This window comes from Rhizobium sp. NLR22b, assembly GCF_019685295.1.
Taxonomy (GTDB): domain Bacteria; phylum Pseudomonadota; class Alphaproteobacteria; order Rhizobiales; family Rhizobiaceae; genus Rhizobium.
Genome location: NZ_JABDWM010000012.1, coordinates 75,165 through 101,072 on the forward strand (window position 1 = coordinate 75,165; position 25,908 = coordinate 101,072).

Consider the following 25,908-nt stretch of genomic DNA (forward strand, 5'->3'; position numbering starts at 1 on the left):
GGGGGGCGGCGTCAGAACTCCTCCCAGGCACCGGGAGAAGCGGCAACGGCTGCATTTCCTGCAAGCCGCGGCACGACGGTTCTGGTTTCCGGACGAGATTGACTGGCGCTCGGCTGGACCGGCCTGGGCTGACTCGCCAAGGATGCGCCGACGAGGAACCGGCCGGCCGAATCCTGCAGCCGGCGTCCCTGCGACAGCAGTTCCTGGCAGGCCGCGTTCGTTTCTTCGACCATCACCGCGTTCTGCTGCGTCGCATGATCCATCTGGTTGATCGCGCCGTTGATTTCCTGCAGACCGGTCGCCTGCTCGCGATAGGACTGAACGAGGGTAGCGATGCTGTCGCTGATGCGGTTGATCTGCTCCTCGATCTTCAGGAGAGCGTCGCCGGTCTCGTTCACCAGCCCGACGCCGGCAGCAACCTCTTGGCCGGAAACGTTGATCAGGTTCTTGATTTCCTTTGCCGCATTTGCCGAGCGCTGGGCGAGTTCACGAACCTCCTGTGCGACAACCGCAAATCCCTTGCCGGCCTCGCCGGCACGTGCGGCCTCGACGCCGGCATTCAGCGCCAGCAGATTCGTCTGGAATGCGATTTCGTCGATGACGCCGATGATGCGGCCGATCTGACTGGAGGAGGTTTGGATCCGGTCCATCGCGCCGATCGCGTCGCGCACCACCGTCGCCGAGACGTGAGCACCTCGCTTGGTTTCCTCGACCAATTGTCCAGCATTTTCAGCCCGCTGCGACGATGTTTTGACTGTCGTCGTCACTTCATCTAGTGCCGCAGCGGTCTGTTCCAGTGCTGCCGCCTGCTGTTCGGTCCGTTTGGCCAGCTGATCTGCGGAGGAAGCCAGCTCGCTCGATCCGCCCTCAACCGCGACGGAAGCGATCTTTATCTCTGTCAGCGCGGCTGCGACGGCCTGGACCATGTTGTTGAAGTCCTGCCGCAATTTATCGAATTCAGGGCCGAGATCGGCAAGCTGGATCGAGAAGTCGCCGGCGGCCAGTCTTTCCAATGCGTTCGCAAGAGTGGTCATCACCAGCCGTTGCCTGTTGCCGGCTTCTTCCGTCAGCAATGCGTTGCGGGCCCGTTCGGCGTCGAACGAGGCGGTCTGCTCGGCAGTGACTTGCTCTCTTTCGACCTTTGCGATCGCCTCGTGACGGAAGACCTCCAGCGCACGGGCGAGGAAGCCGATTTCGTCGCCATTCTCCTTGTAGGCGACGGAGGAGGCGAGGTCGCCATTCTGCAGCGCGCCAATTCGTTTGCTGAGGATCCTGAGCGGCCTGCCAACGAGGCTGCGCATGGCGAGGAGGAAAGCGATGACGGCGAGAACGGTGATGGCGGACTGCGTGAGCAGCGAAACGAGGACCTTCTGGCGGACTTCGGAAGTGATTTTTTCGACAGACCAGTTCGTGACGATGTAGCCGGTTGTCTTGCCCGACTTGTCCAGCGGCAGCGGCGCGATAATCGTGACCAAACCGGCGGACATTCCGCTGTCATCGATCGTCGTTTTGTCGGGTTTTGCGCTGAGGCGGGTCGCCAGGTCGGCCGGCGTTGGCAAACCGGAAACGCCGTCGCGGGTCCAGCTGTCGACGGCAGCGAGCTCTGCGTTGAATGCGGCAAATTGCACAAGATCGAGCGAGGGATCGTCACGATACAGCGAATAAGCCTCGCGAACGGCGTTCGCCTTGCCCCATTTGACGCCGCCGGCGGCCAGAGATGCAAACTGCTCCGCATCCTTGGACCAATTTGCGTGGGCGCCGTCAACCAGCGCCCGGGTTTCATACATCCATGTATAGGTGGCCAAGGCGGAAATGCCGCAGAGATTGACGGCAACGATAATCGCCGCCAGCTTGGCTGTCAGGGGCATCGTTTTCAAGAATTGGAACATCCGTGGAGCCTGGAATTGCGGCTCGGTCGACCATCTTCGCGACCGGCACATCAGCGCGGCATCGACGCTGACGGTCACATCACGAGCGCTCATGCCCATGTCGGAGTTTGCGACCCAAAACGCGCAAAGGCAGTGTGGATTTGATGTGTGAATAAATCATAAAGTAGAGGAGGATGGGCGGGCACACAGAGGCTGTTTCCTCCTGCGACCAAAAGATCGCCGAGGAGGGGGTTGTCTGCCCGGTGATCCGCCCCTCGATCAGCCATATGCAGCCGTGGTTTCAGGTTCGGTCTGCGTGCACTTGCCGCCGCGTCGGTTTCCTGAAATAGATGCGCCGTCAGGTGCCCGCCGTCCAGGCGGGAGAATCGGGAATCCGGTGCAAGGCCGGAACGTGCCCAACGCTGTAAGGCCGACGTCTGCCGCTTCATCGCGCCACTGGCTTTTGCCGGGAAGGCTGCGGCAGATGGATGAAGCCAAGTCAGAAGACCGGCCTGGCGAGATAGACCCAACCCGCGCGGACGGCGGGCGGTTGCGTTGTTGGGGATTTGACGATGCGACCCTTTGATGCGGATGCCCTTTCGGCGGCGTCCGGTTTTTCGCTGGCCGAGCGCGAAGCCGTGTATCACGCGATCATGACGCGGCGTGACGTGCGCAGCCAGTTCCTGCCCGATCCGTTGCCCGACGACGTCGTGGCGCGGCTCCTGACAGCCGCCCATCATGCGCCGTCGGTCGGCTTCATGCAGCCATGGAATTTCATTCTGGTGAATAGTCCAGCTGTCCGTGCGCGCGTGCGCGACGCCTTTGCCAAGGCCAACGAAGAGGCGGCGTCGATGTTCGAAGGCGAGCGGCGGCAGGCCTATCGGTCCCTCAAGCTCGAAGGCATCGTGGAGGCGCCGCTCGGCATATGCGTGACCTGCGATCCCACTCGCGGCGGCAGCGTGGTGCTGGGACGGACGCACAATCCGCGGATGGATTCCTATTCGACCGTTTGCGCCATCCAGAACCTCTGGCTTGCGGCCCGCGCCGAAGGGGTCGGCATCGGCTGGGTCAGCATCTTTCGTGAAGGCGACCTGAAATCAATTCTCGGCATACCCGAGCATATCGAGGTGGTCGCTTGGCTCTGCGCCGGCTTTGTCGATCGGCTTTATGATGAACCGGAACTCTCGGTCAAAGGCTGGCGGCAGCGGCTGCCGCTCGAGGAACTGGTTTTCCACGACGGATGGGGACGCAACGACCCTTAGCAATTACTGCTGTTGTGGTTGCGGGCCCGGCGTCGCCGGATTGGCAAGGTCGATCGAGCCCTGGTCGCCAGCAAGGAATTGCGGGCCGACCTGACGGACCTTGTTCTGCGTGGGGTCGTAGGGACGCTCGGGAACGGATGGCTGCGGCGGGACTGCTGCTGCCGCAGTATCTTTCGCCGGCGGATTGGTGCGGACCGTCGTGATCGAGCCCTGCTGCGGCGGTTCGCCCAGGGTCTGCTTGCCGCGCATCTCCTCGTAATAGGCGGTCAGATTGCAGGCGCAGGTATTTTTCTCGCCGGGAGCGCGGTTCTTGTAGGCAAAGGCGTTCTTCATGGCGCTATAGGGCGCGCCTGTTGCGACCGAGATCATGTTCGAGGCTTCGGTGCTGGTCACGTCGCGATAGAAGAGCTCGGTCTCGATGCCGGGGCACATCTTGGCGCAGGTCTGCGCATCGCGGCCGAAATCGACCGAGGTGGTGTTCGAACTGATCGGGAAGAAGCCGCCGTCGCAGCTGCGAACGCAAATGGTGCTGACCGGCGAAAACATTTCGGCCCTCGGCAGGCCGTAAAATGGATCGGCCTCTTCACCGCCGCCAAGCGGGATGAAGGTGTCGGTGCGCATCGCCTGTTCCTCGACGCTTGGGGCAGGATCGCTGGCGCTGCGCTCGGTCGGGGCATAGAAATTGTCGCTGCTGCAGCCATTGCGTTCGAGGGCCGCCGTCAATTCCCGGCGCGCGTCGTCATCGCCGGCCTGGCTGCGCAACTCGTCGCGCTGATCCTGGAGATAACGGATATTGTCGACCATCCGGGCTTCGGCATCAGAAAGCTCGGCGCAAAAATCGGCATTCTCGCCGCCGATCACCACCATGCTACCCGAGGTGCAGCCATAGCTGCGCAGATCGTTGCGGACCTTGCGCAGCTCGAGGTTCTGCTCGGCGATTGCGCTGGCATATTGGCGCGCTTCCTGCCCGTTATTGTTGCCGATCGATCGTGGTAGGTCGGCCAGGCGACCACGCAGGTCGTTGCAGACGGCGCTGCTCTGTGCGGCAGCCGGCGATGCCAGCGCAAGCACAAGAGCAAGAGACAGGTTTCGGCGTTTCACGGCATCGTCCGGAAGTGAGAAAGTGTCGATCGGTCAAAGGTGGCGTCCATTCGCCGTACCTTGTCTCTTAAGGTATTTCTCTTAATAAGCTTGGATCAATTCCTAGCGCATTTTCGGGATTTTATCCAGAAGATGCGGGCAACAGCGTTGCCCCGGCGACGGACACTGCAGCCGTTAACAGCAGTTCCCTTCTTCATCCGAATTGTTATTCTCCCAGCTCGCTCCTGCTGGGGATTGGTTTTCACTGGGGATAAAGCAAATGCGCTACATGCTGATGCTGCATGCGGACGAAGCTGCCGGGAAGTCCATAGCGCCCGAGGACATGGCGCGCTTCATGGGCCAGATGTATGCCTATCAGCAAGCGCTGGAGAAAGCGGCAGCATTCGTCTCCAGCAATGCCCTGGTCGGTTCCTCTGAGGCGAGTGTCGTTCGCGTTCAAGGGAATGACGTCAGTGTTCTGGACGGCCCTTATGCGGATATTCGCGAACAGTTCGGTGGGTACTTTATCATAGACGTTGCCGATATGGACGAAGCCAACAAATGGGCGGCGCGCTGCCCTGCTGCGTCCTGGGGAACGGTTGAGGTTCGTCGCATCAGGGATGCGTCGGAACATGCAGGATGACGGTTTCGGGTTCCACCGTTGCCCGAGGTGTAGCAGAGCGAGTGGCGCGCGAGAGCTATGGTCGCCTCGTCGCCTATCTTGGCGCGCGCTTGGGTGATATCGCGTCCGCCGAGGATGCGCTCGCGACTGCTTTCCTCACGGCTCTCGAAAAATGGCCTGTCGATGGCGTGCCCGATAACCCCGATGCCTGGCTGTTGACGATCGCGCGCAGGCGCAAGCTCGACGACTGGCGCAAGGACAAAGTGAAGGCGAAGAGCGCCGATCGTCTTACCCTCATCGCCGAGGAACTCTCGGCAGCGGCGGAAATGGATGAGGAAATTGCGGACAGGCGACTGGCGCTCATGTTTGCCTGCGCACATCCCGGCATCGATGCCTCCGCGCGAACGCCGCTGATCCTCCAGACCGTGCTGGGCCTGACCGCTGCAGACATCGCCGCGCGGTTTCTCGTCTCTCCGAGGGCCATGGGCCAGAGGCTCGTAAGAGCCAAGGCGAGGATCAGGGATGGGAAAATTCCGTTCCTCGTGCCGGAAAAGGAGGAACTATCGCACCGGCTGCCGCCGATACTCGCCTCCATCTACGCCGCCTATACCAGCGGGTGGATGGACATCGACAGGGCGGAAGCGCTTGGACAAGAGGCAATCTGGCTTGCAAGCGTGGTTGTATCCCTGCTTCCGCATGAGCCGGAGCCGAAAGGTCTTCTTGCGCTGATGCTTTATACGGAGGCGCGGCGATCATCCCGCAGGGCCCCCGACGGTGCATTCGTACCGCTGGACAGCCAGGATGTCGGACTTTGGGATCACGATCAATTGCGCCTCGCCGAGGGTCTCCTGCGAGAAGCCAACGCAAAGGGTCCGACTGGCCGCTACCAGATAGAGGCGGCCATCCAATCTGCCCATGTCGCGCGCCGTTTGAGCGGCATCTCAAACTGGCAGGACGTCGTTTCCCTCTATGACGTGCTGGGCAGGATTGCTCCGTCGCCCGTCGTGACGCTCAATCGGTCCGTGGCTCTCGTGCGGATAGGGCAGGCAGACGCGGCTCTTGGTGACATACATGCGCTTGCCGGCGATCCGCGAATGGCCGACTACCTGCCGTACTGGACGGCCCGCGCGCAGATTTGCGCCGAGCTAGGCAGGCATGTCGAGGCGGCGGAAGCTTTCACGGTCGCTATCGGATTGTGTTGGTCGGAGGCAGAACGGCGCCACCTCGAAGAACAGCGCTCAAAAGTTTTGTGATGACCGCAAGCTTTTTTGCGCGGCCTGTCGAAATCGAGAACTCCTGCACGACATCCATTTGTCCAACAAGGAGTACAACATGACCACCACTTCAATAACTGTCCAGAGCATCTTCGCCTCCGCCACCGTTTCCAACTTTGACGAGGCGCTCATCTGGTATGAAAAGCTCATGGGACGCCCCGCAGATAGCAAACCGATAGCGGGCATGGCTCAGTGGCGTAACATGGGCGGGGCCGGCCTGCAGGTCTGGAAGGATGACAAACGCGCCGGCAACGGGATCATAACGATCGTCGTCCGCGAGCTCGAGGTTGAGCTCGAAAGGCTTTCGCGTCAGGGCTTGCAACTCGCCAACAAAATCGAAGGCGACTTTGGGCTCGTGGCTCAGATATTCGACGGTGAGGGCAACCGGATCAACCTGGCCGAGCCTCCCAAGCCACCTGCGAAGAACTGACTTCGCCGTCTCCAGACCATTGAGCCCTTTGGCCCAGAGCAATGCCTGCTTTGGGCCAAGACCGGTGATGACTGAATGGCGCCAGAAGCGGCTGCCAGACCATCAAACACCCTTGGAGCGGGCTATTTCGGCACGCATCCAGCTTGAGTCTCCCCATGTCGAGAGCCAGATCATCTGGTCCGTGAGCGCGGCGATGACTGGCAGAAGCAGGGCGTGGCCGATGCCGCGTTTCGTCTGGTTCCTCTCGGCCTCCCTGAGATGCGCCAACTCCTCTTCTTGGATCGAAGCGATGAGGCCGTGAAGCTGTGGATCGCGGCTCTTGAGGAAGATCAATTGATCTTCGAGATGGCGGTGAACTGTGCTTTCAACCGCCTCGGTGCAGACCCAGATCATGTTACGCCCGCCGAGGGCCGTCAGGAAACCGAGCAGATAACCGCCGAGGCTCCAGAATGCCATGACGCGACATGGCTTGGCATTCCTGGATGGCATCGCGTCGCGAAACAGGCGGCAATGCTCGATCTCGTCGTCCCGCATTTCGCGAAGTGCGGGCCCGATCTCAGGAAACAGCCGACGGGCCATCCAGATCTGTGCCCCGTAGATGCGAATTGCGCCGAATTCGCCGGCGTGATTGACCTTGAGAATACGGCGAACGGTTACGGCATGATCCCGCTTGCCGGCCCTGCTCAACGGATTGTCCATGGCGCTGCCCCTCACAGTTTCCCATCGGCAGTAGGCGCTGTCGGCCCCACGGTCGTCAATAGTTGACACAAGGGAACGTTCAATTCCAATGTCGGCTTCGGGTGGCCGTCGCAAATCGCGCCGGTCCGGGCGGGGCGCAGCGAAGGCGAAAATGGCGGGCATTTCCAATGAGCTAGGCTCCCCCACAACGACGGCCGGACTACCGAAAAGCCACGGTCTCCACGTCTTTGTGGACGGTTGTTATGACCCCGGTTCCGGGCACGGAGGCTGGGCCTTCGTCGCCTATCGCGAGGCTGCGGAAATCGCGTCCAGCTTCGGCGGTATGCGTGATTCCGCCAATAATTCGATGGAATTGACCGCCGTCTTGAAGGCAATCATGTGGATCAATAGCGAAGCAACGGGCGAAGCCGCGACCATCTGGTCGGATTCGATCTATGCCGTCAAAGGCTGCAACGACAGGCGGCACATTTGGAAGAATAACGGCTGGAAGAAAAGCAGTCCGAATGGGAACGCCCGAAGCCGGACGATCGCTAATGCGGAACTCTGGAAAGCGGTCGATCTTCAATTCTCGCAGAACGCCCTGGTGACCATTGCCTGGTGCAAGGGCCATTCCGGCATAGCCGGCAACGAACGCGCGGATGAGCTTGCGTATGGAGGGCGGCTGTCGGTACGAGGTGCATGATATGGGGATATCAACTGGCTGCGGATGGTTGAGATGGCACGGCGCCAAAACTCCAGGCGGTTCCATTGCATAAAAGCCACGAGGTCATGCCGGAGGTGGCGAAAAATGCACCCTCCAGCGATTTCCGGTTATCCCAAGTTCCAGCAACAGCTGCCGCGTCATCGAGGCCGATCAAGCTTGAAGAATGTGCCTGCGCGTCAGCTCCATCAGACCATCGGTGTCGCGTCTCTCTATCGCATCGACCATCTGTTGATGTTCGCGACCGGATTGCTCGATGCGGGCGCGCGTTCGCCACTGCGACACCGGCGCAGAGGATGTCCGCTGCCGAATCTCCGTGATCAGTTCCACGAGTTCCTGGTTGCCTGCGAGAGCAAGCAGATGGCGGTGGAAGGCGAGATTGGCTTCGTAAAGTTCAAGCATGGTGCCGTTCAGCACCAGATCGTCGAAGCGTGAAGCTAGAACCCGCAAGTTCGCAATATCCGTCTCGCTCGCATTCGCGATGATGCGGTCGCTGACGGCGACTTCGAGGATGACGCGAATGTCGCTGACCTCCTGGGCGCGGCGCCCGTCTTGCTCATGGACATGATAACCTCGATTGGGGACATGCTCCACCAGTCGCTTCTGCACCAATCTGTCGAGAGCTCTGCGGACCTCGGGTCGCGTACAGTTATACCGCCTTTCGAGATCGATCTGCTTCAACCAGGTTCCAGGCGGGAGACGGCCGGCAAGGATATCCTGGAGAATGAGTTCGGTCACATCGGAGGTTTGCGGCTCTTGTGCTTGCGCCGTCGCTCCGCTTTTCAGCGAATTCATGTAGTTCTCCCCAGCCCGATTTCGGCGATGACTATCATAGCTCTCCCCAGGCCAACAACGAGGCCGATTGACAGCCTGAAAAATATTCCAAGCTCATGGCTTGCGTGTCCGATTCAATTGGAGCATAAAATTGGCGCCAATTTGATTACCATTATACGAGGCGGATTGTATATCCATGCAGAACTCCGATGCGGTTTGGGAAATAGTCGAGAGAAAGCGCGCGTCGTTCTTCGAGTTGAGTGATCGCATCTGGGATATTCCCGAGACCAATTACCTCGAATATCAATCCGCCGAAGAGCACGCCCGCATGCTGGAAAGGGAAGGCTTTCGTGTCGAGCGCGGCATTGCCGGTCTGCCGACAGCAGTCATGGGAGAGGCAGGCGAGGGTGGCCCGGTCATTGCAATTCTTGGCGAGTTCGACGCGCTGCCGGGACTGAGCCAGGAGGCCGGTATTGCCGAGCAGCGCCCCTTGGTCGACGGCGGCAATGGTCATGGCTGTGGCCATAACATGCTCGGAGCCGGATCCATGCTCGCTGCCGCCGCGATCAAGGATTTCCTGGCCGAAAGCGGCTTGAAGGGAAGGGTGCGCTATTACGGATGCCCGGCCGAGGAAGGCGGCTCTTCGAAGGGCTTCATGGTGCGCGCCGGCGTTTTCAACGACGTCGATATCGCGATCTCCTGGCATCCGGCAGCCTTTGCCGGGGTCAATAACCCCATTTCGCTCGCCTGCAATGAGATCAATTTCCATTTTTCGGGCCGCGCATCGCATGCCTCCGCCACACCGCATCTCGGCCGTAGCGCTCTCGATGCGGTGGAGCTTATGAATGTCGGCGTCAACTATATGCGCGAGCACATGCCTTCGACCGCGCGCATCCACTATGCTATCACTGATGCGGGCGGCGGGGCGCCTAACGTCGTGCAGGCGCGCGCGACGGTACGCTATCTCGTCCGCGCGAGGACCTTGCCGGAACTCCTGTCTCTGGTCGCCCGCGTCAAGAAGGTTGCCGAAGGTGCGGCTCTGATGACCGAGACGGCCGTCCGCAGTGAAATCGTCAGCGGCGACGCCAACCTCGTCGGCAATACACCACTCGAAGAATGCATGTTCTCGCATCTGCAGCGCCTTGGCCCGCCCGTGTTCGATGACGCGGATCGAGAAATGGCCCGCAAGTTCCAGCAGACCTTCAATGCAGAGGATATCGCAGCGTCCTATGGTCGTTTCGCGCTGAAACCGAAGGAGGACCAGCCGCTCTGCGAGGAGATTTTTCCGTTGAATGCCGGTGACGGCACATTGGTCGGTTCCACCGATGTCGGGACCGTCAGCTGGGTGGTGCCGACCGTGCAGATGCGAGGAGCTACCTATGCTGTCGGAACGCCAGGACATTCCTGGCAGCTGGTTGCGCAAGGGAAGCTGCCGGCTGCCCACAAGGGAACCGAACACGCGGCCAAGGTGATGGCGAGCACGGCCGCCGATCTCATCGGTAACCCCGGATTGATCGAAGCTGCCAAGGCCGATCACAGGGCGCGTCTGGAGCGTACGCCTTTCATCAATCCGATCCCGGATGACGTTGAGCCGCCATTGCCGGAGCAGGCTGATGCCTAACCAGGACTTGCAGCCCGATCGTGAACGCCTGACAGCGCTTATCCGCGAGTTTGCCCGTCGGGTGAAATTGTCCGGAACGCGGGAGGAGCTCGTGAGCTTTCTGCATCTGAAGGACCGGCCGGTGTCTCCTCTGCCGATGCTCGGCGAACGGCCGAATTTGAACGACAAGTCCAAGGCCGATCCGGTGATTGCCGGAATCGGCGAAGCCCTCAAAGGCAAGACGGTCGGCGTCGTTCAGTCAACCAGCCACGCTATGACAATGTCAGTTCCTGCAAAAACATGCTCTTCCGGGGCAGCAACATGAGCCAGCCTGGTTTTTTCGAGCTTGCCGGCTTCGGTCCGGATGGCTGGGGCCATGCTCTTCTAGCCGGAGCGTGGATGACCATCCTTGTTGCAATCGCCGGCTATGCCGTCGGCGCCTGTATTGGGACGCTTGGGGCATGGGCCAAGATTGCAGGTAACGGCTTTGCTCGCGCAGTCGCCGACGCTTATACAACGGTGCTGCGGGGCATTCCCGATCTGCTGGTCATCTATCTCTTCTATTTCGGCGGTAGCGCCGTGGTTACGGCGGTGGGCCGGCTTTTCGGCGCCGAAGGTTTCCTCGGCTTTCCGGGCTTTCTTGCCGGCTCCCTCGCCGTGGGCGTCACCTCCGGCGCTCAGTTCACGGAAGTGCTGCGAGGTGGTTTCAAGGCGGTCCATCCGGGTGAGATCGAGGCGGCTATCGCCTGCGGCATGCCGCGCTGGCTTCGTCTGCGGCGGATCGTTGCGCCGCTGACCCTACGTCACGCGCTTCCCGGTCTCGGCAATGTCTGGCAGGTCGTCCTGAAGGAGTCGGCACTGGTATCGATCACCGGTGTTGCCGAGCTCCTGCGCCAAGCCCAGGTCGGCGCGGGGTCGACCGGGCTTCCATTCGATTTCTACCTGATGGCCGGCGCGATCTACCTGATGATCTCGACAGTTTCGAGCCTCGTCATCCGGCAGGCGGAGCGGCGCCTGTCGCGCGGCGTGAGGAGGGCGTGATGGACTGGCCCTTTCTCCAGGAAACATTTCTGAGCCTGGTCTTCGCAATTCCGCTGACGCTCGAGCTTGCCGTGACGTCGATCTGCCTTGGGGCCATTCTGGCGATGCTGCTGGCGCTTGCCCGCCTCTCCTGTGTGGCAGCGCTGGACTGGTTCGCGCGGCTCTATGTCTTTGTCTTCCGCGGCACGCCGCTCTTGGTGCAGATATTTCTCATCTATTATGGTCTCGGTCAGTTTCCAGCCATACGGCACAGCGTCTTCTGGCCGTTTCTCCGCGATCCTTACTGGTGCGCGGTTCTGGCGCTGACCTTGAATACCGCGGCCTACGCCAGCGAGATCATTCGCGGCGGCATGCTCTCGGTACCGCACGGTCAAGTCGAGGCTGCCCGCGCCTGCGGCATGAACCGTTTTCTGATGTTTCGCCGGATCGTCCTGCCGCTGGCAATCCGACAGGCATTGCCCGGATACGGCAACGAGATGATCTCGATGGTCAAGGCGACATCGCTTGCCTCGATCATTACGCTGATGGAGGTAACCGGAGTTGCCGCGAAGATCATCTCCGAGACCTACCGGGCAATCGAGGTCTTCGTTGTCTCCGGGGCCATCTATCTCGCCCTCAATTTCTTGCTGACGCGTCTCATTCAATTCGCCGAGTACAGGCTTAGCCCGCATTTGCGCGCGCCTCCTCCCGTCAACCGAGAGAATGCCGTTGTGGCGACCCCTGCAGGAGAACATCGATGACGGCTACACCAATCGCCCTCAGCGTGCGCGACATGCACAAGAGCTTCGGGCCTGTACAAGTCATCAAGGGCATCTCCCTTGATGCTTTGGAAGGCGATGTCGTCTCCATTGTCGGTTCGTCCGGCTCCGGGAAATCGACGTTCCTGCGTTGCATCAATCTGCTGGAAACGCCGGATTCCGGTGAAGTGACCGTTGCCGGCGAAACGATCTCGATGCAGCGCAGTGCCGGCGGCGCACACCGCGCGACGGATCGATGGCAGGTCGACCGTATCCGCTCTCAGCTCGGCATGGTGTTCCAGAGTTTCAATCTCTGGTCTCACAAGACGGTCCTGGAAAACCTTATCGAGGCGCCGATCCATGTTCAGCGCCGTTCACGCGCCGAATGCATCGAGGAAGCTGAAGCTTTGCTCGCTAAAGTCGGCATCGCCGATAAACGCAATTTCTATCCCGCTCATCTTTCCGGCGGCCAGCAGCAGCGCGCCGCCATTGCCCGCGCGCTGGCCATGCATCCAAAGGTGATGCTCTTCGATGAGCCGACATCGGCGCTCGATCCGGAGCTTGTGGGAGAGGTTCTGCGCGTCATGCGCGCCTTGGCAGAGGAAGGGCGCACCATGCTGGTCGTCACACATGAGATGGGATTTGCGCGCGACGTCTCCAGCCGCGTTGTCTTTTTACACAAGGGTGTGGTCGAGGAAGAGGGCAAACCTCAGGATGTCTTCTCGAATTCGAAGTCGGAGCGCTTCCGCCAGTTCATCAATCAATAGTTCATCAGGCTCAATCAAGAAGGGGAACTCAAGTATGAAATACCTGACCGCAATCATGGCCGCGATCACTATGGTCGCCACCTTAGCCATTTCCACGGCGGCACGCACCGAGGAGAAGAACTGGACACATGTGACGATTGCGACCGAGGGAGCGTTTCGGCCGTGGAACTTCACCAAGGCAGACGGTAGCCTGGATGGTTACGAAATCGAGCTGATCAAGTATTTTTGCGCCCATATGAAGGTCGAATGCACGACCGTGATCCAGCCTTTTGACGGTATGATCCCGGCCCTGAATGCCGGAAAGTTCGACGCAATCATTTCGGGGATGTCTGCAACCGCCAAGCGTGAGGAGGTCATTGCCTTCAGTGATTCCTACGGCACGACCGGGCAGACCTTTGCGACATTGAAAGACTCCCCGCTTGCCACTCTGCCTTTGAAGGGAGAGGTGTTTTCGCTCGCAACGGACGAGGCCGGCGCTGTCGCTGCGCTGAAGCAGCTCGAGCCGTTGCTCAAGGGCAAGACAATCGGCGTGCAGACTGCATCGATCGCCGCGACCTTCCTCGACAAATATTTGAAGGGCGTCGTCGATATCCGTGAGTACAAGACGACGGAACAGCACGATCTCGATCTGAAGGCCGGTCGCGTCGACCTCGTCATGGCGTCGATGGCATATCTCTCGACAGCGGCGGCAAAGCCGGGCAACGAGGACTTGATCGTCACAGGCCCTCGTTTCCAGGGCGGCATGCTCGGGCGAGGCAGCTCGGTTGGTTTGCGTAAGGAGGATATCAAACTGAAAGCCATGTTCAATGACGCGATCGCAGCAGCCAAGGCGGACGGCACGATCGTCAAGCTATCGCAGAAGTGGTTCGGCTTTGACGTAACGCCGAGGTAAAACGCGGCAGGATGCCAGCACTTGCGAAATATCTCGGCGAGTGCTGGTTATCCGTGAATCTCCTGGTCGCAAAGCCGGCTTATGCCGGCTGCGATGCCTCGACGACGGCGAGTGCGGCCATGTTGACGACGCCGCGGGAAGTGACCGAGGGAGCAAGAATGTGAGCGGGCAGGGCGGCGCCGAGCAGGATCGGGCCGACATGCAGTCCGTCTGTCATCGACTTCACCACGCCGAAGGTAATGTTGGCGGCGTCGAGGTTCGGGAAGACGAGCAAGTTCGCCTCGTCATGCAGCGTCGTATCCGGCATGACCCGCTTGCGCAGCGCTTCGGTGATGGCGCTTTCGCCGTGCATTTCGCCGTCGACTTCAAGATCGGGCGCGGTTTCACGAATGAGTTGCAGGGCGTTGCGCATCTTGGTCGCACTTTCGGATTCGCGCGAGCCGAAATTGGAATGCGAGACGAGGGCGGCGCGCGGCGTGATGCCGAAGCGGCGAATTTCCTCGGCCGCCATCACCGTCGCCTCGGCGACCTCTTCTGCGCTCGGGTTGAAGGTCACGTAAGTGTCGGTGAAGAAGGTGGCGCCGCGCTGCGAGATCATCAAGCTGAGGGCCGAGAAATCGCGGACATTCTTGCGCTTGCCGATGATCTGGCGGACGTCGCGGAGGTGCTTTTCGTAGCGGCCTTCCAGGCCGCAGATCAGCGCATCGGCCTCGCCGCGCCTCAGCGCCAGCGCGCCAATGACGGTCGTGTTGGTGCGCACGATGGTGCGGGCGGCTTCCGGAATGACGCCGCGGCGGCCGACGAGCGAGAAATAGAGATCGACATATTCGCGGAAGCGCGGATCGTCTTCCGGGTTGATGACCTCGAAATCCTGCAGTGGCCGGATGCGCAGACCGTAGCGCTTGAGGCGTGTCTCGATGACCTGCGGGCGGCCGATCAGAATCGGTTTGGCCAAGCCTTCCTCAAGCAGCACCTGGGCGGCGCGCAGCACGCGCTCATCCTCGCCTTCGGAGAAGATGACGCGCTTGCGCTCGGCGGCCTTTGCCGCAGTGAAGATCGGCTTCATGACGAAGCCGGAGCGGAAGACGAAGCGGTTCAACTGATCGAGGTAGGCGTCGAAATCCTGGATCGGGCGGCGCGCGACGCCGCTCTGTTCGGCGGCCTTGGCGACGGCAGGGGCGATGCGCAGGATGAGGCGCGGATCGAAGGGGGAAGGGATCAGATAGTCGGGGCCGAAGACCGGGGTCTCGCCGGAATAGGCGCGAGCAGCGACATCGGAGGGTTCTTCGCGGGCAAGCGCTGCGATGGCGCGCACGGCGGCCATCTTCATTTCCTCGTTGATCGTCTCGGCGCCGCAATCGAGCGCGCCGCGGAAGATGTAGGGGAAGCAGAGGACGTTGTTGACCTGGTTGGCGAAGTCCGAGCGGCCGGTGCAGATCATTGCGTCGGGGCGGGCAGCGCGGGCGAGATCCGGCATGATCTCCGGCGTGGGATTGGCGAGCGCCATGATCAGCGGCTTGTCGGCCATCTGCGCCAGCAGCTCCGGCTTCAGGACGCCGGCGGCCGAGAGACCGAGGAAGACATCGGCGCCGCCGATATTTTCGGCGAGCGTGCGCGTGTCGCTCTTCTGGGCATAGACGGACTTCCATTCGTCCATCAGTTCGGTGCGGCCCTCATAGACGAGGCCTTCGATATCGTGGACCCAGATATTTTCGCGCTTGGCGCCGAGCGTCACCAGCAGATTGAGGCAAGCAAGGGCGGCCGCACCCGCGCCCGAGGCGACGATCTTGACGTTATCGATCGCCTTGCCGGCGAGTTCCAGCCCGTTCAGGATCGCGGCGGCAACGATGATCGCGGTGCCGTGCTGGTCGTCGTGGAAGACCGGGATTTTCATCTTCTCGCGCAGGCGCCGCTCGACCTCGAAACATTCCGGCGCCTTGATGTCTTCAAGGTTGATGCCGCCGAAGGTCGGCTCCAGCGAGGAAACGGTCGAGACCATCTGTTCGACGCTCGCGGCGTCGATCTCGATGTCGAAGACGTCGATACCGGCGAATTTCTTGAAGAGCACGGCCTTGCCCTCCATGACCGGCTTCGAAGCCAGCGGCCCGATATTGCCGAGTCCGAGCACGGCGGTGCCGTTGGAAATCACGGCGACGAGATTGGCGCGCGAGGTATATTCGGCTGCCATTTCCGGGTTGTCCCGGATGGCAAGGCAGGGGGCGGCGACACCCGGCGAATAGGCGAGCGCGAGATCGCGCTGGTTACCGAGCGGCTTGGTCGCCTGGATCTCCAGCTTGCCGGGGCGGGGATAGCGATGGAAGAAGAGCGCCTGCTCGTCGAGATCGCCGCCCGGCAGGTTCTTGTCCGTCTTGGATTTATCCTGGTGATCCATTGCCGCCTCCGTGCACGTCTTTTTCTGGAGTTCCCTCCATACATCAATCGGATACGGGCGACAGTATGGAAATGAGGGCTGGAAGAAGTTTTCGCGAGACGGGCGTGTCCCACGACGCCGCAGGCCGGCCGAGTATCGGCATCGCCAGTACTAATCCTTTTGGAAAACTTGTTTGACGCCCCCTGCGAGCGCAAGATGCTGGCCGCGACGGTGCGGGGCGCCGGTCGCATGGAGGAAATCATGGACAATTTGAACCTCACGACCCTGCAGCGGGGTCAGACGATGGTCAATGACGTGGCCATGGATGCGTTTGCCGCCGGTTTTCGCGGCAGTCTCCTGACCAGCAACGACGTGAATTACGGCGAGGCGCGGGCGATCTGGAATGCGATGATCGATCGCCGGCCGGGGCTGATTGCGCGCTGCGCAGGGGCAGCTGATGTCGTGCGCGCGGTGCGTCTTGCGCGCGATAACAATCTGCTCGTTTCGGTGCGCGGCGGCGGGCACGGCATTGCCGGCAATGCCGTCTGCGAGGGTGGTGTTGTCATCGACCTGTCGCCAATGAAGTCCGTGCGGGTCGATCCCGAGACGCGCCGCGCCAGGATCGAGCCGGGCGCTACGCTCGGCGACGTCGACAAGGAAACCATGGCTTTCGGGCTGGTGCTGCCGACCGGCATCAATTCCACGACCGGCATAGCCGGCCTGACGCTCGGCGGCGGTTTCGGCTGGCTCACCCGGAAATTCGGGCTGACCCTCGACAATCTGATTTCGGTGGATGTGGTGACGGCCGATGGCGAACTGGTGAAGGCGAGCGAGACCGAGCGGCCGGACCTGTTCTGGGCCCTGCGCGGCGGCGGCGGCAATTTCGGCGTCGTGACCTCCTTCGAATTCCAGCTCAACCCGCTCCATCCCGAAGTTTTCGCCGGACTGGTGGTGCATCCCTTCGCCGATGCGGAAAAAGTTCTCAGAGAGTATCGCGAGGCGCTGGAAACAGCACCCGACGAGCTGACCTGCTGGGTGGTGATGCGCCAGGCGCCGCCGCTGCCGTTCCTGCCGGCTGAATGGCACGGCAAGGAAATCGTGGTGCTCGCCATGTGCTATTGCGGGGACATGGCGGCGGGCGAAAAGGCGGCGGCGAGATTGCGTGGGATCGGAAAGCCGATCGCCGACATCGTCGGCCCGATGCCATTCATCGGCTGGCAGCAGGCATTCGACCCGCTTCTAACGCCCGGCGCCCGTAACTACTGGAAGAGCCAGGATTTCGCCTCCCTCTCCGATGCGGCGATCGAGGTTCTCACCAATGCCGTGCGGAAGTTGCCAGGGCCGGAATGCGAAATATTCATCGGCCATGTCGGCGGCGCCGCCGGCCGCGTGCCGACCGAAGCCACAGCATTTCCACAGCGCAGTTCGCATTTTGTCATGAATGTCCATGCACGCTGGCGGGAATCCGAGATGGACGGAAACTGCATCGGCTGGGCACGCGAACTCTTTGAGGCAACCAAACCGCATGCTGTGGGTACTGCCTACATCAACTTCATGCCGGAGGACGAGACCGATCGGGTCGAAATGGCTTACGGGGCCAATTATGCGCGCCTTTCCGAAATCAAGCTGCGCTACGATCCGAACAATCTGTTCCGGATGAACCAGAATGTGAAGCCGATGGCGGCCGTGCGGGCTGCGTGACGGGCCGCGACGCGCGTCGGCTCAAGCGGTCTGGTCAGGCACGAGTATTGGACCGATGGAGGCAGGTGATTGGCAAGCCACCAATGTCGACGCTGTACCTCAATTGGAACGCTTCTTGTCGCAGGAGACAGGCCTTTGCGACAGGTTTGCGAAATTAGGCTGCCGCACTTCAAGCGCTGGCAGCTTTTCGCGGAATTGCGAATTACGCGGCAACTGTGGTTGGAGCTGCGGAATCGTTGGAGAACCATACGTCGCGGAAGATCGCGGCGGCGCTTTCGTCGGGTTTGCGATCTCTGGTGAGCCAGGCGGAGCGGATGGTTCGTGCGCCGGTGCGATCCGGGACTCTAAGGCTCTGGCGAGGGTCACTTGCGCCAATGCAGGGAATGAACCAAGCTGGCATTAATGGCTGCGCCGAGAATTCCGATTGACCTCGAGTGATGAGCATCGTGACGGCAACATCCTCGTTCGGGCGCCAAGGAAAGATCATACGACCGCCTGGACGCAATGATTCGAGCCAATGTGCTGGCGGGGCCACAACGCCGGCATTCACGTAGATCACGTCGGATGACGGCAGCGTCAGCACAGTAGCGTCACCATGAGTAACCGAAACCCCTTCGAAGGGAACGAGGTTCTCACGCGCACGCTCAGCAAGATTGTCATCGATTTCAAAGGCATGCACGCTGCCGTATGGGAGCGTCAACATCGAGAGCATTGCGGTGTAGTAGCCAGTGCCTGCTCCGATATGGGTCACCACTTCGCCGCGCTGTGGATTCACGCTCCCGAGCCAACCTGCATGCAACAGGGGCTCGCCGTTGTTGATGCCCTTCGTCCGATCAAGTGCGACCAGCACGTTCTGATTAACATGCACCGGATCGTCGCTCGGAGTTTCAATGTAGCGATGCCGGTAGGATTTCTTCCAAGGATGGACGGCGATATGCCACGGACCGGGACCAAGGAAGGCTTCGCGGGGTACAAGGTCGAAAATGCGTTCATACCGTTCATTCGGCGAGCCTGTGGCCGCGGCCATCATCCTTGCGTTTAGCCGACGGACTTCTTGCAGTACGAGACTTGATCTCCTCGTCATTTCGACATCTCTCCTTCATCGTCTCCGAACCGTCATGCGGATGGCAGTGTTGAAATAGAGCTTTCAGAATGTCTCACGAGCTATTTCGGGAAAATGAACCATCTGCAACTCTGTGCCGCAAGTGAATATGGCACCAATCTCTGCTTGAATTCACATTTGCCTGGGACTGGCCGAACCTCGTGCACATGGATGAGTGCGCGAACTCAGAAACGGTTTACCCACCGCACTTCGGCGTCATCGTCACGTCAGCGCCATAGGCATCGCGCAGTTTATCCTCCTGTCCCGGCTGCCGGTCGGCGGCCTGGTGGAGCAGGATCGTGTCGTAGCCCTGCAAACGCGTTCCCTCGATCAGCGTGACGTCGGAATTCCCAGGATTGTCGGATCGCTCGAACCAGTCGACGGAGTGGTGCAGGAAATTCATTTCGACCGCGCGGTTGGTGACGCCATGGCCGACGATCGCGACATTGTGGTCGCCGGTCTCGGCTTCGCGCATGACGGTCTGGAGGAAGAGACGCACCCGCTGCGCCACGTCCGCCCGGCTTTCGCCGTCCGGCGGCCGTGCATAGAACTTGCCGCTGTTGTTGCGGAGCCTCGCCCATTTTTCGAATTCCTCGGGGAATTTCTGTTTCTGCTCGGCATGATCGTAGATTTCGGTGAAGAGGCCGAAATCCTGCTCGCGCAGAAGATAATCTTCCCTGACATCGCCGACGAAGTTTTCCGGCAGCACTTCGAGCAGCGCATCCTTGCTCTGGCGCGTGCGCAGGAACGGCGAATACCAGATATGCAGCTTCTGGAATCCCTCGCTCGGCAGCCCTCTCAGGTACGAGGCGATGACAGCGCCTGCCTCCGCCGCCTGGCGATAGCCCCACTCGGTCAACGGCACGTTATGATCGCCGAACTGACGGTAGGCCTGTTCGTTGATGTTGCCGAGGGATTCGCCGTGGCGAACGAGAAAGAGACGCATCGGCCATCCCCGCTTCATCGGATATGGAATCGTCGTCATCATGAACGCGCTCGATTGGCAGGGCAATATCGTCGGTCGGAAAAGGGGGCGAGCGTCTGGTCGCCGCTTGCCCCAATCCGCTTGGCCCGTCGATCTTGTTCACTCGGTTCCAAAATCAAGGAGCGAGGGAGGGTCTTCCGCGCTATCAGCGGCCCTGGAAGATCTTGACGAGCTTTGGCGTAAACCGGTGAGCCTTGATGTCGAGCAGATCCTGATACGTGGCCCGACCGGAGATCGCGGCCGCCAGATATCGCTGGCAGGCGACCCTCGGAGCGTCCTTGTCAGAGACGTTTGTCACGATCCCGGCGGTGCGACGCGCATTTGCATCGAAATCCTTTGCGCACACTTTGACGAACTCATTTCTCGCTCTGGTGCTGCCTTGCAGCAACGTGACGGTCGCATCATAATCCTGCTGCGTCGGTGCACAGCCTGCAAGTATTGCAATAGAAATCATTATCGTCGCGGTGCGGACATGCATCATCAACCCCCAAGGATACGCCAAATCGGCACCTGCTGTTAATTTGATTCTCGGCATGCGGGAAAGATCTAGAACCTCGCGGCACGAAATTATGGTGATCGGATTTCCGATTTCGGTTTTGCGACCTTCGTGACCGACGGGATCGGCGTTTACCATCCAGACGGTATGGGTCGGTCTGCAGGGCTTTTCCCCAGCTTGTCATCTTCCTGAAACACGAGTCTGGTTTTGGAGGGCTAGATGAAAGATGGGGCACGAGCACTGTTCGTGACAAACATGATGGAACCCAGACATTTCCGCACGCTCTTCATTTCCGATATTCATCTCGGCTCGAAGGCCGCGAAGGCTGATTTCCTGCTCGATTTCCTGCGCTACCACGAGGCAGACACCATCGTGCTCGTCGGCGATATCGTCGACGGCTGGCGTCTGAAACGCAGCTGGTACTGGCCGCAGGTCTGCAACGACGTCGTCCAGAAGCTGTTGCGCAAGGCGCGCAAGGGCACGCGCGTCGTTTATATCCCAGGCAATCACGACGAATTTCTGCGCGACTTCCCGGGCATGCATTTCGGCGGCATCGAGGTCGTCGAGCGTATGATGTATGACGGCGCGGACGGCAAGAGATACCTGATCCTGCACGGCGACGAGTTCGATGTCGTCGTCCGCAACGCCCGCCTGCTCGCCTATCTCGGCGACTGGGCCTATGATACGGCGATCCGCATCAACATCCTGCTCGCGGCCGTACGCCGCCGCCTCGGCATGCCTTATTGGTCGTTCTCCGCCTGGGCGAAGCTGCAGGTCAAGCACGCGGTCAATTTCATCGGCGAGTTCGAGCGCGTCGTCGCCGAAGAGGCCCGCAAGAGCGGCGCCGACGGCGTGATCTGCGGCCACATCCACCACGCCATGATCCAGGATATGGACGGCATTCGCTACATCAACACGGGTGACTGGGTGGAAAGCTGCACGGCGGTTGCCGAACATGCCGACGGCACCTTCGAACTGATCACCTGGCGGGCGCTTGCCACCGCCGTACCGGCGCTTACCGCCATCGAGAGTACCGAAGAGGCGGAACTCGCCCCGCAGGCGGCGTGATTTTACGGCCGTCGCTGTCGCGGCGGCTCGCCGGCAATTTAGCCGTTACCGCGAGGTAACAGGCCATATTTATTTTCTAAAACGTTTCCGGACGGCTATTTCTCGCAATAGTCGCCCCCCGGGTGGTGTGTTAGGAAAACATCCAGTTTCCTTCAGGTCCACAGATGATTCCCGCTCAACATTCCCCGGGTGAGGGAGCGCCGCCGCGCTTCCGGCTGCTCAGTGCGCTGTCTTATTGCGCGCCGCTGCTCGTCAATGGCGTCGTGCTGCCATTCTTCCCGGTATGGCTGGAAACCCATAGTCTCAGCGACCATGAAATCGGCATTATCCTCGCCATACCGATGGTGGTTCGAGTCTTGGTGGCGCCTGTCGTCGCCATGATCGCCGACCGCATGAAGGAGCGCGCCACCGTGCTGCTCTGGTCGGGGAGCCTGTCGCTGCTGACGGCGATCGCACTTTACTGGTCGACCAGCTTCTGGCCGGTGACAATCGTCTTCGCGCTGCAGGGCGCCAGCTTTGCGCCCTATGTGCCCGTGGTCGAATCGATCGTCATTTCAGGCGTGCGGCGTTGGGGGCTCGATTATGGGTCGATGCGCGTGTGGGGCTCCATCGCCTTCATCGTCTCGACGCTGGTCGGCGGTCAGCTGATCAGCCGGTGGGGCGGCGGCATGGTGCTCATCGTCATGGTGTTCGGCTTCATGATGACGGTAGTGATGGCGATCTTCTGTCCGCGTATCGGGCCGACCCGGCGGCGCGGTCTGCCGATCGACCTTCCTGCCGCCACCGGCAGCGGCCTGCGCGAACCGCATTTGCTGCTGCTTCTGATCGGCGTCGCCATCCAGCAGTCGAGCCATGCCGTGCTCAATGCTTTCTCCTCGATCTATTGGCATCAGCTCGGCTTTTCCGGCACGCAAGTCGGCCTGCTCTGGAGCGCCGGCGTTGCCTCGGAGGTGACGGTGTTCTTTCTGTCGAAGCGGCTCAATCGGCGCTTCACTGCCTGGACCCTAATCCGCTTCGGCTGCGCCGTCAGCGTCTGCCGCTGGATCCTGTTTCCCATGAATGCCGGCTTTGCCGGCTTCCTTCTGCTGCAATGCTTCCACGGCTTCACCTATGCCTTCGTGCATACCGGCGTGCAGCGGCGGATCGTGGCGACAGTGCAGGAGACGCAGGAGGCCTCGGCGCAGGGCGCCTATTTCTTTTATGTCGGCATGGCGATGGGGTTAATGACCATCGCTTCGGGTTATCTCCACGCTTGGCTCGGTCTCGTCAGTTATTACGTCATGGCGCTCGTCGCTCTTACGGGCCTCGGGATCGTCATCTCAGCCTATTATCTTCAGCCCCAGAGGGCGCTTTCCGGCGGAAAGACCAGGGAAGCGGCGTAGCGCAGGCCGGGCTCGCGGTCGTGGGCAAGCAGCAGCGGGCCGTCGAGATCGACAAAATCGGCATTCTGCGCGAGCAGCACGGCCGGCGCCATGGCGAGCGAGGTGCCGACCATGCAGCCGATCATGATCGAAATGCCGAGTCTCTCGGCTTCGGTCTTCATTGCCAAGGCCTCGGTGAGGCCGCCTGTCTTGTCGAGCTTGATATTGATCGCATCATAGCGGTCGGCAAGGCTTGCGAGATCGCCGGTGTGGTGCACACTCTCGTCGGCGCAGACCAGCAGCGGGCGGCGGATTTCGGCAAGCAGCGCATCGCGGCCCGCTGGCAGCGGTTGCTCGACGAGGGCAACACCCGCCTCTGCGGCGATCTGCAGATGACGTTCCAGCACCGCCTCCGGCCAGCCCTCATTGGCGTCGAGAATGATCGCAGCTTCGGGTGCCGCCGCGCGGACGGCGCGGATGCGGCTTTCATCGTCGCCGGTTCCCACCTTGACCTTGAGCAGAGCGCGACCGGCATGTTCGCGCGCCTGCGCGGCCATTACGTCCGGCTCACCGAGCGAGATGGTGTAGGCTGTCGTGAGCGGTTTGAGCGATGTGAGGCCGAGGCGGGCGGCGACCGTTTGGCCCGTCCGTTTTGCTTCGAGATCCCAGAGAGCGCAATCAACCGCGTTGCGTGCCGCACCCGGCGGCATCGCCGACAAGAGATCGTCGCGCGAAATGCCGGATTCGATCAGCGGGCGCGCCGCCTCGATCTGGGCGAAGACGCTCTCCATGGTCTCACCGTAGCGGCGGTAGGGCACACATTCGCCGTGCCCTTGCGCGCCTTCTTCCGTGACTGTGCAGGTAATGACCTCGGCCTTCGTCTTCGCGCCGCGCGAGATGGTGAAGGTCCCGGCAATCGGAAAGGAATTCATCTGGATATCGAGGGTGCGCGGCATTATTGCTATCCTGCGAGCATGGAAATTGGACGTTGCTTCTGTATATTGACGCGCCGGCGGCGATCCGCTTCGCGAGTCGGCAATGTCGCCGTAAGCCTTGAAAGACACAAGTATCTTGAACGCCGAGAATCGCAACGCCGCCTCACTGCAAGTGGACGACCGGCCAGATGGTTCGGGGCAGCATGTTCGTCTCAGCGGCAATTGGCGCAGCGCCTATGTGCATCTTGTGCTGCGCGACTTCGATAAGCTTCGGCGAGAGAAGATCGGCAATCTGACGCTGGACCTTTCTGATGTATCGGACATCGATACTGCCGGTATCTGGCTTCTTTGCCGGCTAAAGAAGGAGGAGGAAGCGGCCGGGCGCACGGTGCGCTTCGTCGGCACCAATCCGCATATCGACGAAATGCTGGAGATGTTTTCGGAGGAGCCAGCCAAACCGGAGCCGGAACAGAAGGAGAAGGTCTCGCTTGCCGCGCGCATCTTGGCGCCGATCGGCAAGATGACTTACGACATCTGGGACAATCTCGCCGCCTCGATGTATATCCTCGGCTCGGCGGTGCGCGGCGCGCAAATGAAGCTCGGCCGCGGCAGCGGCGTCTCGCCGGCCTCGATCGTCAACCAGATCGATCACATGGGTGTGCGTGCCGTTCCGATCATTCTGCTGATGTCATTTCTGATCGGTGCGATCATCGCCCAGCAGGGTGCCTTCCAGCTGCGTTATTTCGGGGCGGAGGTGTTCGTTGTCGATCTGGTTGGAATTCTGCAGCTGCGCGAAATCGGCGTGCTGCTGACCTCGATCATGATTGCCGGTCGTTCCGGCAGCGCGATTACCGCCGAAATCGGCTCGATGAAGATGCGCGAGGAGATCGACGCGCTGAAGGTGATGGGGCTGAACCCGATCGGCGTGCTGATCTTCCCGCGGCTGGTGGCGCTGACCATTGCATTGCCGCTGCTGACGGTGTTGGCGAACTTCGCGTCGCTGGCGGGGGCTGCGGTCGTCGCCTGGGGCTATTCCGGCATCACTTTCGCCAATTTCCTGGCGCGGCTGCACGAGGCTATTACGCTGTCGACCGTGCTGTCGGGCATGATCAAGGCGCCGTTCATGGCGCTCGTCATCGGCATCGTCGCCGCCGTCGAGGGGCTGAAGGTCGGCGGCAGTGCGGAGTCGCTCGGTCAGCATGTGACGGCCTCGGTGGTGAAGGCGATTTTCGTCGTCATCCTGATGGACGGGCTTTTTGCGATGTTCTATGCAGCGATCGATTTCTAGCATGGCGGGCAGCGTGGACGAGCAACCGATAGAAAGCGAAGGACAGGGCAGGGATGTCGTGCTTTCGGCGCGCGACGTCACCGTCGCCTTTGGCTCCAAGGTGGTGCTCGACAAACTGAACCTCGATATCTATCGCGGCGAGATCCTCGGCTTCGTCGGCGCGTCGGGCACCGGCAAATCGGTGCTGATGCGCACGGTGCTGCGGCTGCTGCCGCGCCGCTCCGGCACGATCAAGATCCTCGGCCAGGACTTCGACGAGCTCAATGAGCCGCAGCGCAACGCGCTCGACATGCGGCTCGGCGTGCTCTTCCAGCAGGGCGCTTTGTTTTCGTCGCTGACCGTCAAGGAAAATATCCAGGTGCCGATGCGCGAATATCTCGACCTGCCGCGCTCGCTGATGGATGAGCTGGCGCACTTGAAGATCCGCATGGTGGGGCTTGCGGCCGACGCCGCCGACAAATATCCGTCCGAGCTTTCGGGCGGCATGATCAAGCGCGCCGCGCTTGCCCGCGCCCTGGCGCTCGATCCCGAGCTCGTCTTTCTGGACGAGCCGACTTCAGGTCTCGATCCGATCGGCGCGGCCGAGTTCGACGAACTCATCGCCAATCTGCGCGATAGTCTCGGACTGACCGTCTATATGGTGACGCACGATCTCGACAGCCTGTTTTCGGTTTGTGACCGTATTGCCGTGCTCGGAAAGAAGCGGGTAATGGTGGAAGGCACGATCGACGACATGCTGGCCTATGACGATCCGTGGGTGCAGGCCTATTTCAAAGGTAAACGGGCACGGTCGATCGTGCCGCAGGACAATGGCGCGCGGCACGGCAACGGCAGCGGCGGGAAGTGATCGGATAG

The 25,908-nt window shown here is 60.9% G+C and carries 25 protein-coding genes and 1 riboswitch; of the genes, 16 read left to right on the forward strand and 9 right to left on the reverse strand.

Annotation, left to right across the window (positions count from 1 at the left end; genetic code table 11):
• Nucleotides 1-11 precede the first annotated feature (11 nt).
• On the reverse strand, nucleotides 12-1,889 hold the full coding sequence (locus tag HJC00_RS19780) for a HAMP domain-containing methyl-accepting chemotaxis protein (RefSeq protein ID WP_221155837.1): 1,878 nt from the start codon (nucleotides 1,887-1,889) through the stop codon (nucleotides 12-14).
• 322 nt (nucleotides 1,890-2,211) lie between these two features.
• A riboswitch (cobalamin riboswitch) is annotated at nucleotides 2,212-2,399 on the forward strand.
• A 41-nt stretch (nucleotides 2,400-2,440) separates the two neighbouring features.
• On the opposite strand from HJC00_RS19780, the gene bluB reads away from it, so the two are divergent.
• Nucleotides 2,441-3,130 carry a 5,6-dimethylbenzimidazole synthase gene (bluB, locus tag HJC00_RS19785; RefSeq protein WP_221155811.1) on the forward strand — a complete coding sequence of 230 codons (690 nt, stop codon included), beginning with the start codon at nucleotides 2,441-2,443 and terminating at the stop codon, nucleotides 3,128-3,130.
• A 3-nt stretch (nucleotides 3,131-3,133) separates the two neighbouring features.
• Here the strand turns inward: bluB and HJC00_RS19790 are convergent, their stop codons facing one another.
• Nucleotides 3,134-4,231 carry a DUF2865 domain-containing protein gene (locus tag HJC00_RS19790; RefSeq protein WP_210631089.1) on the reverse strand — a complete coding sequence of 366 codons (1,098 nt, stop codon included), beginning with the start codon at nucleotides 4,229-4,231 and terminating at the stop codon, nucleotides 3,134-3,136.
• A gap of 259 nt (nucleotides 4,232-4,490) precedes the next feature.
• Here HJC00_RS19790 and HJC00_RS19795 point away from each other — a divergent pair, with 259 nt between their 5' ends.
• The 3 genes from HJC00_RS19795 to HJC00_RS19805 all read left to right on the forward strand — a co-directional run bounded on the left by HJC00_RS19795 (nucleotide 4,491) and on the right by HJC00_RS19805 (nucleotide 6,536).
• On the forward strand, nucleotides 4,491-4,853 hold the full coding sequence (locus tag HJC00_RS19795) for a YciI family protein (RefSeq protein ID WP_221164516.1): 363 nt from the start codon (nucleotides 4,491-4,493) through the stop codon (nucleotides 4,851-4,853).
• Nucleotides 4,850-6,085, forward strand: coding sequence for an RNA polymerase sigma factor (locus HJC00_RS19800; RefSeq protein ID WP_221155809.1), 1,236 nt, complete (start codon nucleotides 4,850-4,852; stop codon nucleotides 6,083-6,085). The genes HJC00_RS19795 and HJC00_RS19800 overlap by 4 nt, the downstream gene beginning before the upstream one ends.
• Before the next feature lie 79 nt (nucleotides 6,086-6,164).
• The gene (locus HJC00_RS19805; protein ID WP_210631092.1) at nucleotides 6,165-6,536 is read left to right on the forward strand and encodes a VOC family protein; all 372 of its coding nucleotides are present in this window, start codon (nucleotides 6,165-6,167) and stop codon (nucleotides 6,534-6,536) included.
• A 102-nt stretch (nucleotides 6,537-6,638) separates the two neighbouring features.
• Here the strand turns inward: HJC00_RS19805 and HJC00_RS19810 are convergent, their stop codons facing one another.
• On the reverse strand, nucleotides 6,639-7,235 hold the full coding sequence (locus HJC00_RS19810; RefSeq protein WP_221155807.1) for a demethoxyubiquinone hydroxylase family protein: 597 nt from the start codon (nucleotides 7,233-7,235) through the stop codon (nucleotides 6,639-6,641).
• Nucleotides 7,236-7,386: 151 nt separating this feature from the next.
• Here HJC00_RS19810 and HJC00_RS19815 point away from each other — a divergent pair, with 151 nt between their 5' ends.
• On the forward strand, nucleotides 7,387-7,917 hold the full coding sequence (locus HJC00_RS19815; RefSeq protein WP_221155806.1) for a ribonuclease H: 531 nt from the start codon (nucleotides 7,387-7,389) through the stop codon (nucleotides 7,915-7,917).
• 171 nt (nucleotides 7,918-8,088) lie between these two features.
• Here the strand turns inward: HJC00_RS19815 and HJC00_RS19820 are convergent, their stop codons facing one another.
• Nucleotides 8,089-8,730 carry a GntR family transcriptional regulator gene (locus tag HJC00_RS19820; RefSeq protein ID WP_221164517.1) on the reverse strand — a complete coding sequence of 214 codons (642 nt, stop codon included), beginning with the start codon at nucleotides 8,728-8,730 and terminating at the stop codon, nucleotides 8,089-8,091.
• A 175-nt stretch (nucleotides 8,731-8,905) separates the two neighbouring features.
• Here HJC00_RS19820 and HJC00_RS19825 point away from each other — a divergent pair, with 175 nt between their 5' ends.
• From HJC00_RS19825 to HJC00_RS19850, 6 genes are read left to right on the forward strand one after another with little or no spacing between them, the layout of a single operon-like run.
• Entirely contained in the window at nucleotides 8,906-10,330 is a 1,425-nt protein-coding gene (locus HJC00_RS19825) for a M20 family metallopeptidase (RefSeq protein ID WP_221147611.1), read from the forward strand.
• Complete coding sequence (locus HJC00_RS19830) at nucleotides 10,290-10,634, forward strand: hypothetical protein (protein ID WP_221164518.1); 345 nt, start codon at nucleotides 10,290-10,292, stop codon at nucleotides 10,632-10,634. The genes HJC00_RS19825 and HJC00_RS19830 overlap by 41 nt, the downstream gene beginning before the upstream one ends.
• The gene (locus HJC00_RS19835) at nucleotides 10,631-11,350 is read left to right on the forward strand and encodes an ABC transporter permease (protein ID WP_210631098.1); all 720 of its coding nucleotides are present in this window, start codon (nucleotides 10,631-10,633) and stop codon (nucleotides 11,348-11,350) included. Before HJC00_RS19830 ends, HJC00_RS19835 begins: the two co-directional genes overlap by 4 nt.
• Nucleotides 11,350-12,090 (forward strand): ABC transporter permease, encoded by a 741-nt coding sequence (locus tag HJC00_RS19840; protein ID WP_210631099.1) that lies wholly within the window; start codon nucleotides 11,350-11,352, stop codon nucleotides 12,088-12,090. Before HJC00_RS19835 ends, HJC00_RS19840 begins: the two co-directional genes overlap by 1 nt.
• Nucleotides 12,087-12,854: an ABC transporter ATP-binding protein gene (locus HJC00_RS19845; protein ID WP_221164519.1), complete on the forward strand. Its 768-nt coding sequence runs from the start codon at nucleotides 12,087-12,089 to the stop codon at nucleotides 12,852-12,854. The genes HJC00_RS19840 and HJC00_RS19845 overlap by 4 nt, the downstream gene beginning before the upstream one ends.
• 34 nt (nucleotides 12,855-12,888) lie before the next feature.
• Nucleotides 12,889-13,746, forward strand: a complete 858-nt coding sequence (locus HJC00_RS19850) for a transporter substrate-binding domain-containing protein (RefSeq protein ID WP_221164520.1) — start codon at nucleotides 12,889-12,891, stop codon at nucleotides 13,744-13,746.
• 79 nt (nucleotides 13,747-13,825) lie between these two features.
• On the opposite strand, the gene HJC00_RS19855 is transcribed toward HJC00_RS19850, so the two are convergent.
• Entirely contained in the window at nucleotides 13,826-16,138 is a 2,313-nt protein-coding gene (locus HJC00_RS19855; RefSeq protein WP_210631102.1) for an NADP-dependent malic enzyme, read from the reverse strand.
• Nucleotides 16,139-16,378: 240 nt separating this feature from the next.
• On the opposite strand from HJC00_RS19855, the gene HJC00_RS19860 reads away from it, so the two are divergent.
• Nucleotides 16,379-17,818 (forward strand): FAD-binding oxidoreductase, encoded by a 1,440-nt coding sequence (locus HJC00_RS19860; protein WP_210631103.1) that lies wholly within the window; start codon nucleotides 16,379-16,381, stop codon nucleotides 17,816-17,818.
• A 202-nt stretch (nucleotides 17,819-18,020) separates the two neighbouring features.
• On the opposite strand, the gene HJC00_RS19865 is transcribed toward HJC00_RS19860, so the two are convergent.
• The 3 genes from HJC00_RS19865 to HJC00_RS19875 form a co-directional block, all read right to left on the reverse strand.
• Nucleotides 18,021-18,845, reverse strand: coding sequence for an SAM-dependent methyltransferase (locus HJC00_RS19865; RefSeq protein WP_311044184.1), 825 nt, complete (start codon nucleotides 18,843-18,845; stop codon nucleotides 18,021-18,023).
• A 271-nt stretch (nucleotides 18,846-19,116) separates the two neighbouring features.
• Nucleotides 19,117-19,866, reverse strand: coding sequence for a histidine phosphatase family protein (locus tag HJC00_RS19870; RefSeq protein WP_210631615.1), 750 nt, complete (start codon nucleotides 19,864-19,866; stop codon nucleotides 19,117-19,119).
• Nucleotides 19,867-20,050: 184 nt separating this feature from the next.
• Complete coding sequence (locus HJC00_RS19875; RefSeq protein ID WP_405047674.1) at nucleotides 20,051-20,539, reverse strand: hypothetical protein; 489 nt, start codon at nucleotides 20,537-20,539, stop codon at nucleotides 20,051-20,053.
• A gap of 117 nt (nucleotides 20,540-20,656) precedes the next feature.
• On the opposite strand from HJC00_RS19875, the gene HJC00_RS19880 reads away from it, so the two are divergent.
• Together HJC00_RS19880 and HJC00_RS19885 are read left to right on the forward strand one after the other, a co-directional pair.
• Entirely contained in the window at nucleotides 20,657-21,469 is an 813-nt protein-coding gene (locus HJC00_RS19880; protein WP_210631617.1) for a UDP-2,3-diacylglucosamine diphosphatase, read from the forward strand.
• 164 nt (nucleotides 21,470-21,633) lie between these two features.
• On the forward strand, nucleotides 21,634-22,851 hold the full coding sequence (locus HJC00_RS19885; RefSeq protein WP_221164522.1) for an MFS transporter: 1,218 nt from the start codon (nucleotides 21,634-21,636) through the stop codon (nucleotides 22,849-22,851).
• Here the strand turns inward: HJC00_RS19885 and dgcA are convergent.
• A complete protein-coding gene (gene dgcA / locus HJC00_RS19890) occupies nucleotides 22,803-23,786 on the reverse strand; it encodes an N-acetyl-D-Glu racemase DgcA (RefSeq protein WP_210631106.1) in 984 nt (327 codons plus the stop codon). The two genes, HJC00_RS19885 and dgcA, sit on opposite strands and share 49 nt — an antisense overlap.
• 97 nt (nucleotides 23,787-23,883) lie before the next feature.
• Between dgcA and HJC00_RS19895 the strand changes: the two genes are divergently transcribed.
• Both HJC00_RS19895 and HJC00_RS19900 read left to right on the forward strand, forming a co-directional pair.
• On the forward strand, nucleotides 23,884-25,053 hold the full coding sequence (locus HJC00_RS19895; protein WP_210631107.1) for an MlaE family lipid ABC transporter permease subunit: 1,170 nt from the start codon (nucleotides 23,884-23,886) through the stop codon (nucleotides 25,051-25,053).
• A 1-nt stretch (nucleotide 25,054) separates the two neighbouring features.
• Nucleotides 25,055-25,900, forward strand: a complete 846-nt coding sequence (locus tag HJC00_RS19900; protein WP_210631108.1) for an ABC transporter ATP-binding protein — start codon at nucleotides 25,055-25,057, stop codon at nucleotides 25,898-25,900.
• Nucleotides 25,901-25,908: the final 8 nt, after the last annotated feature.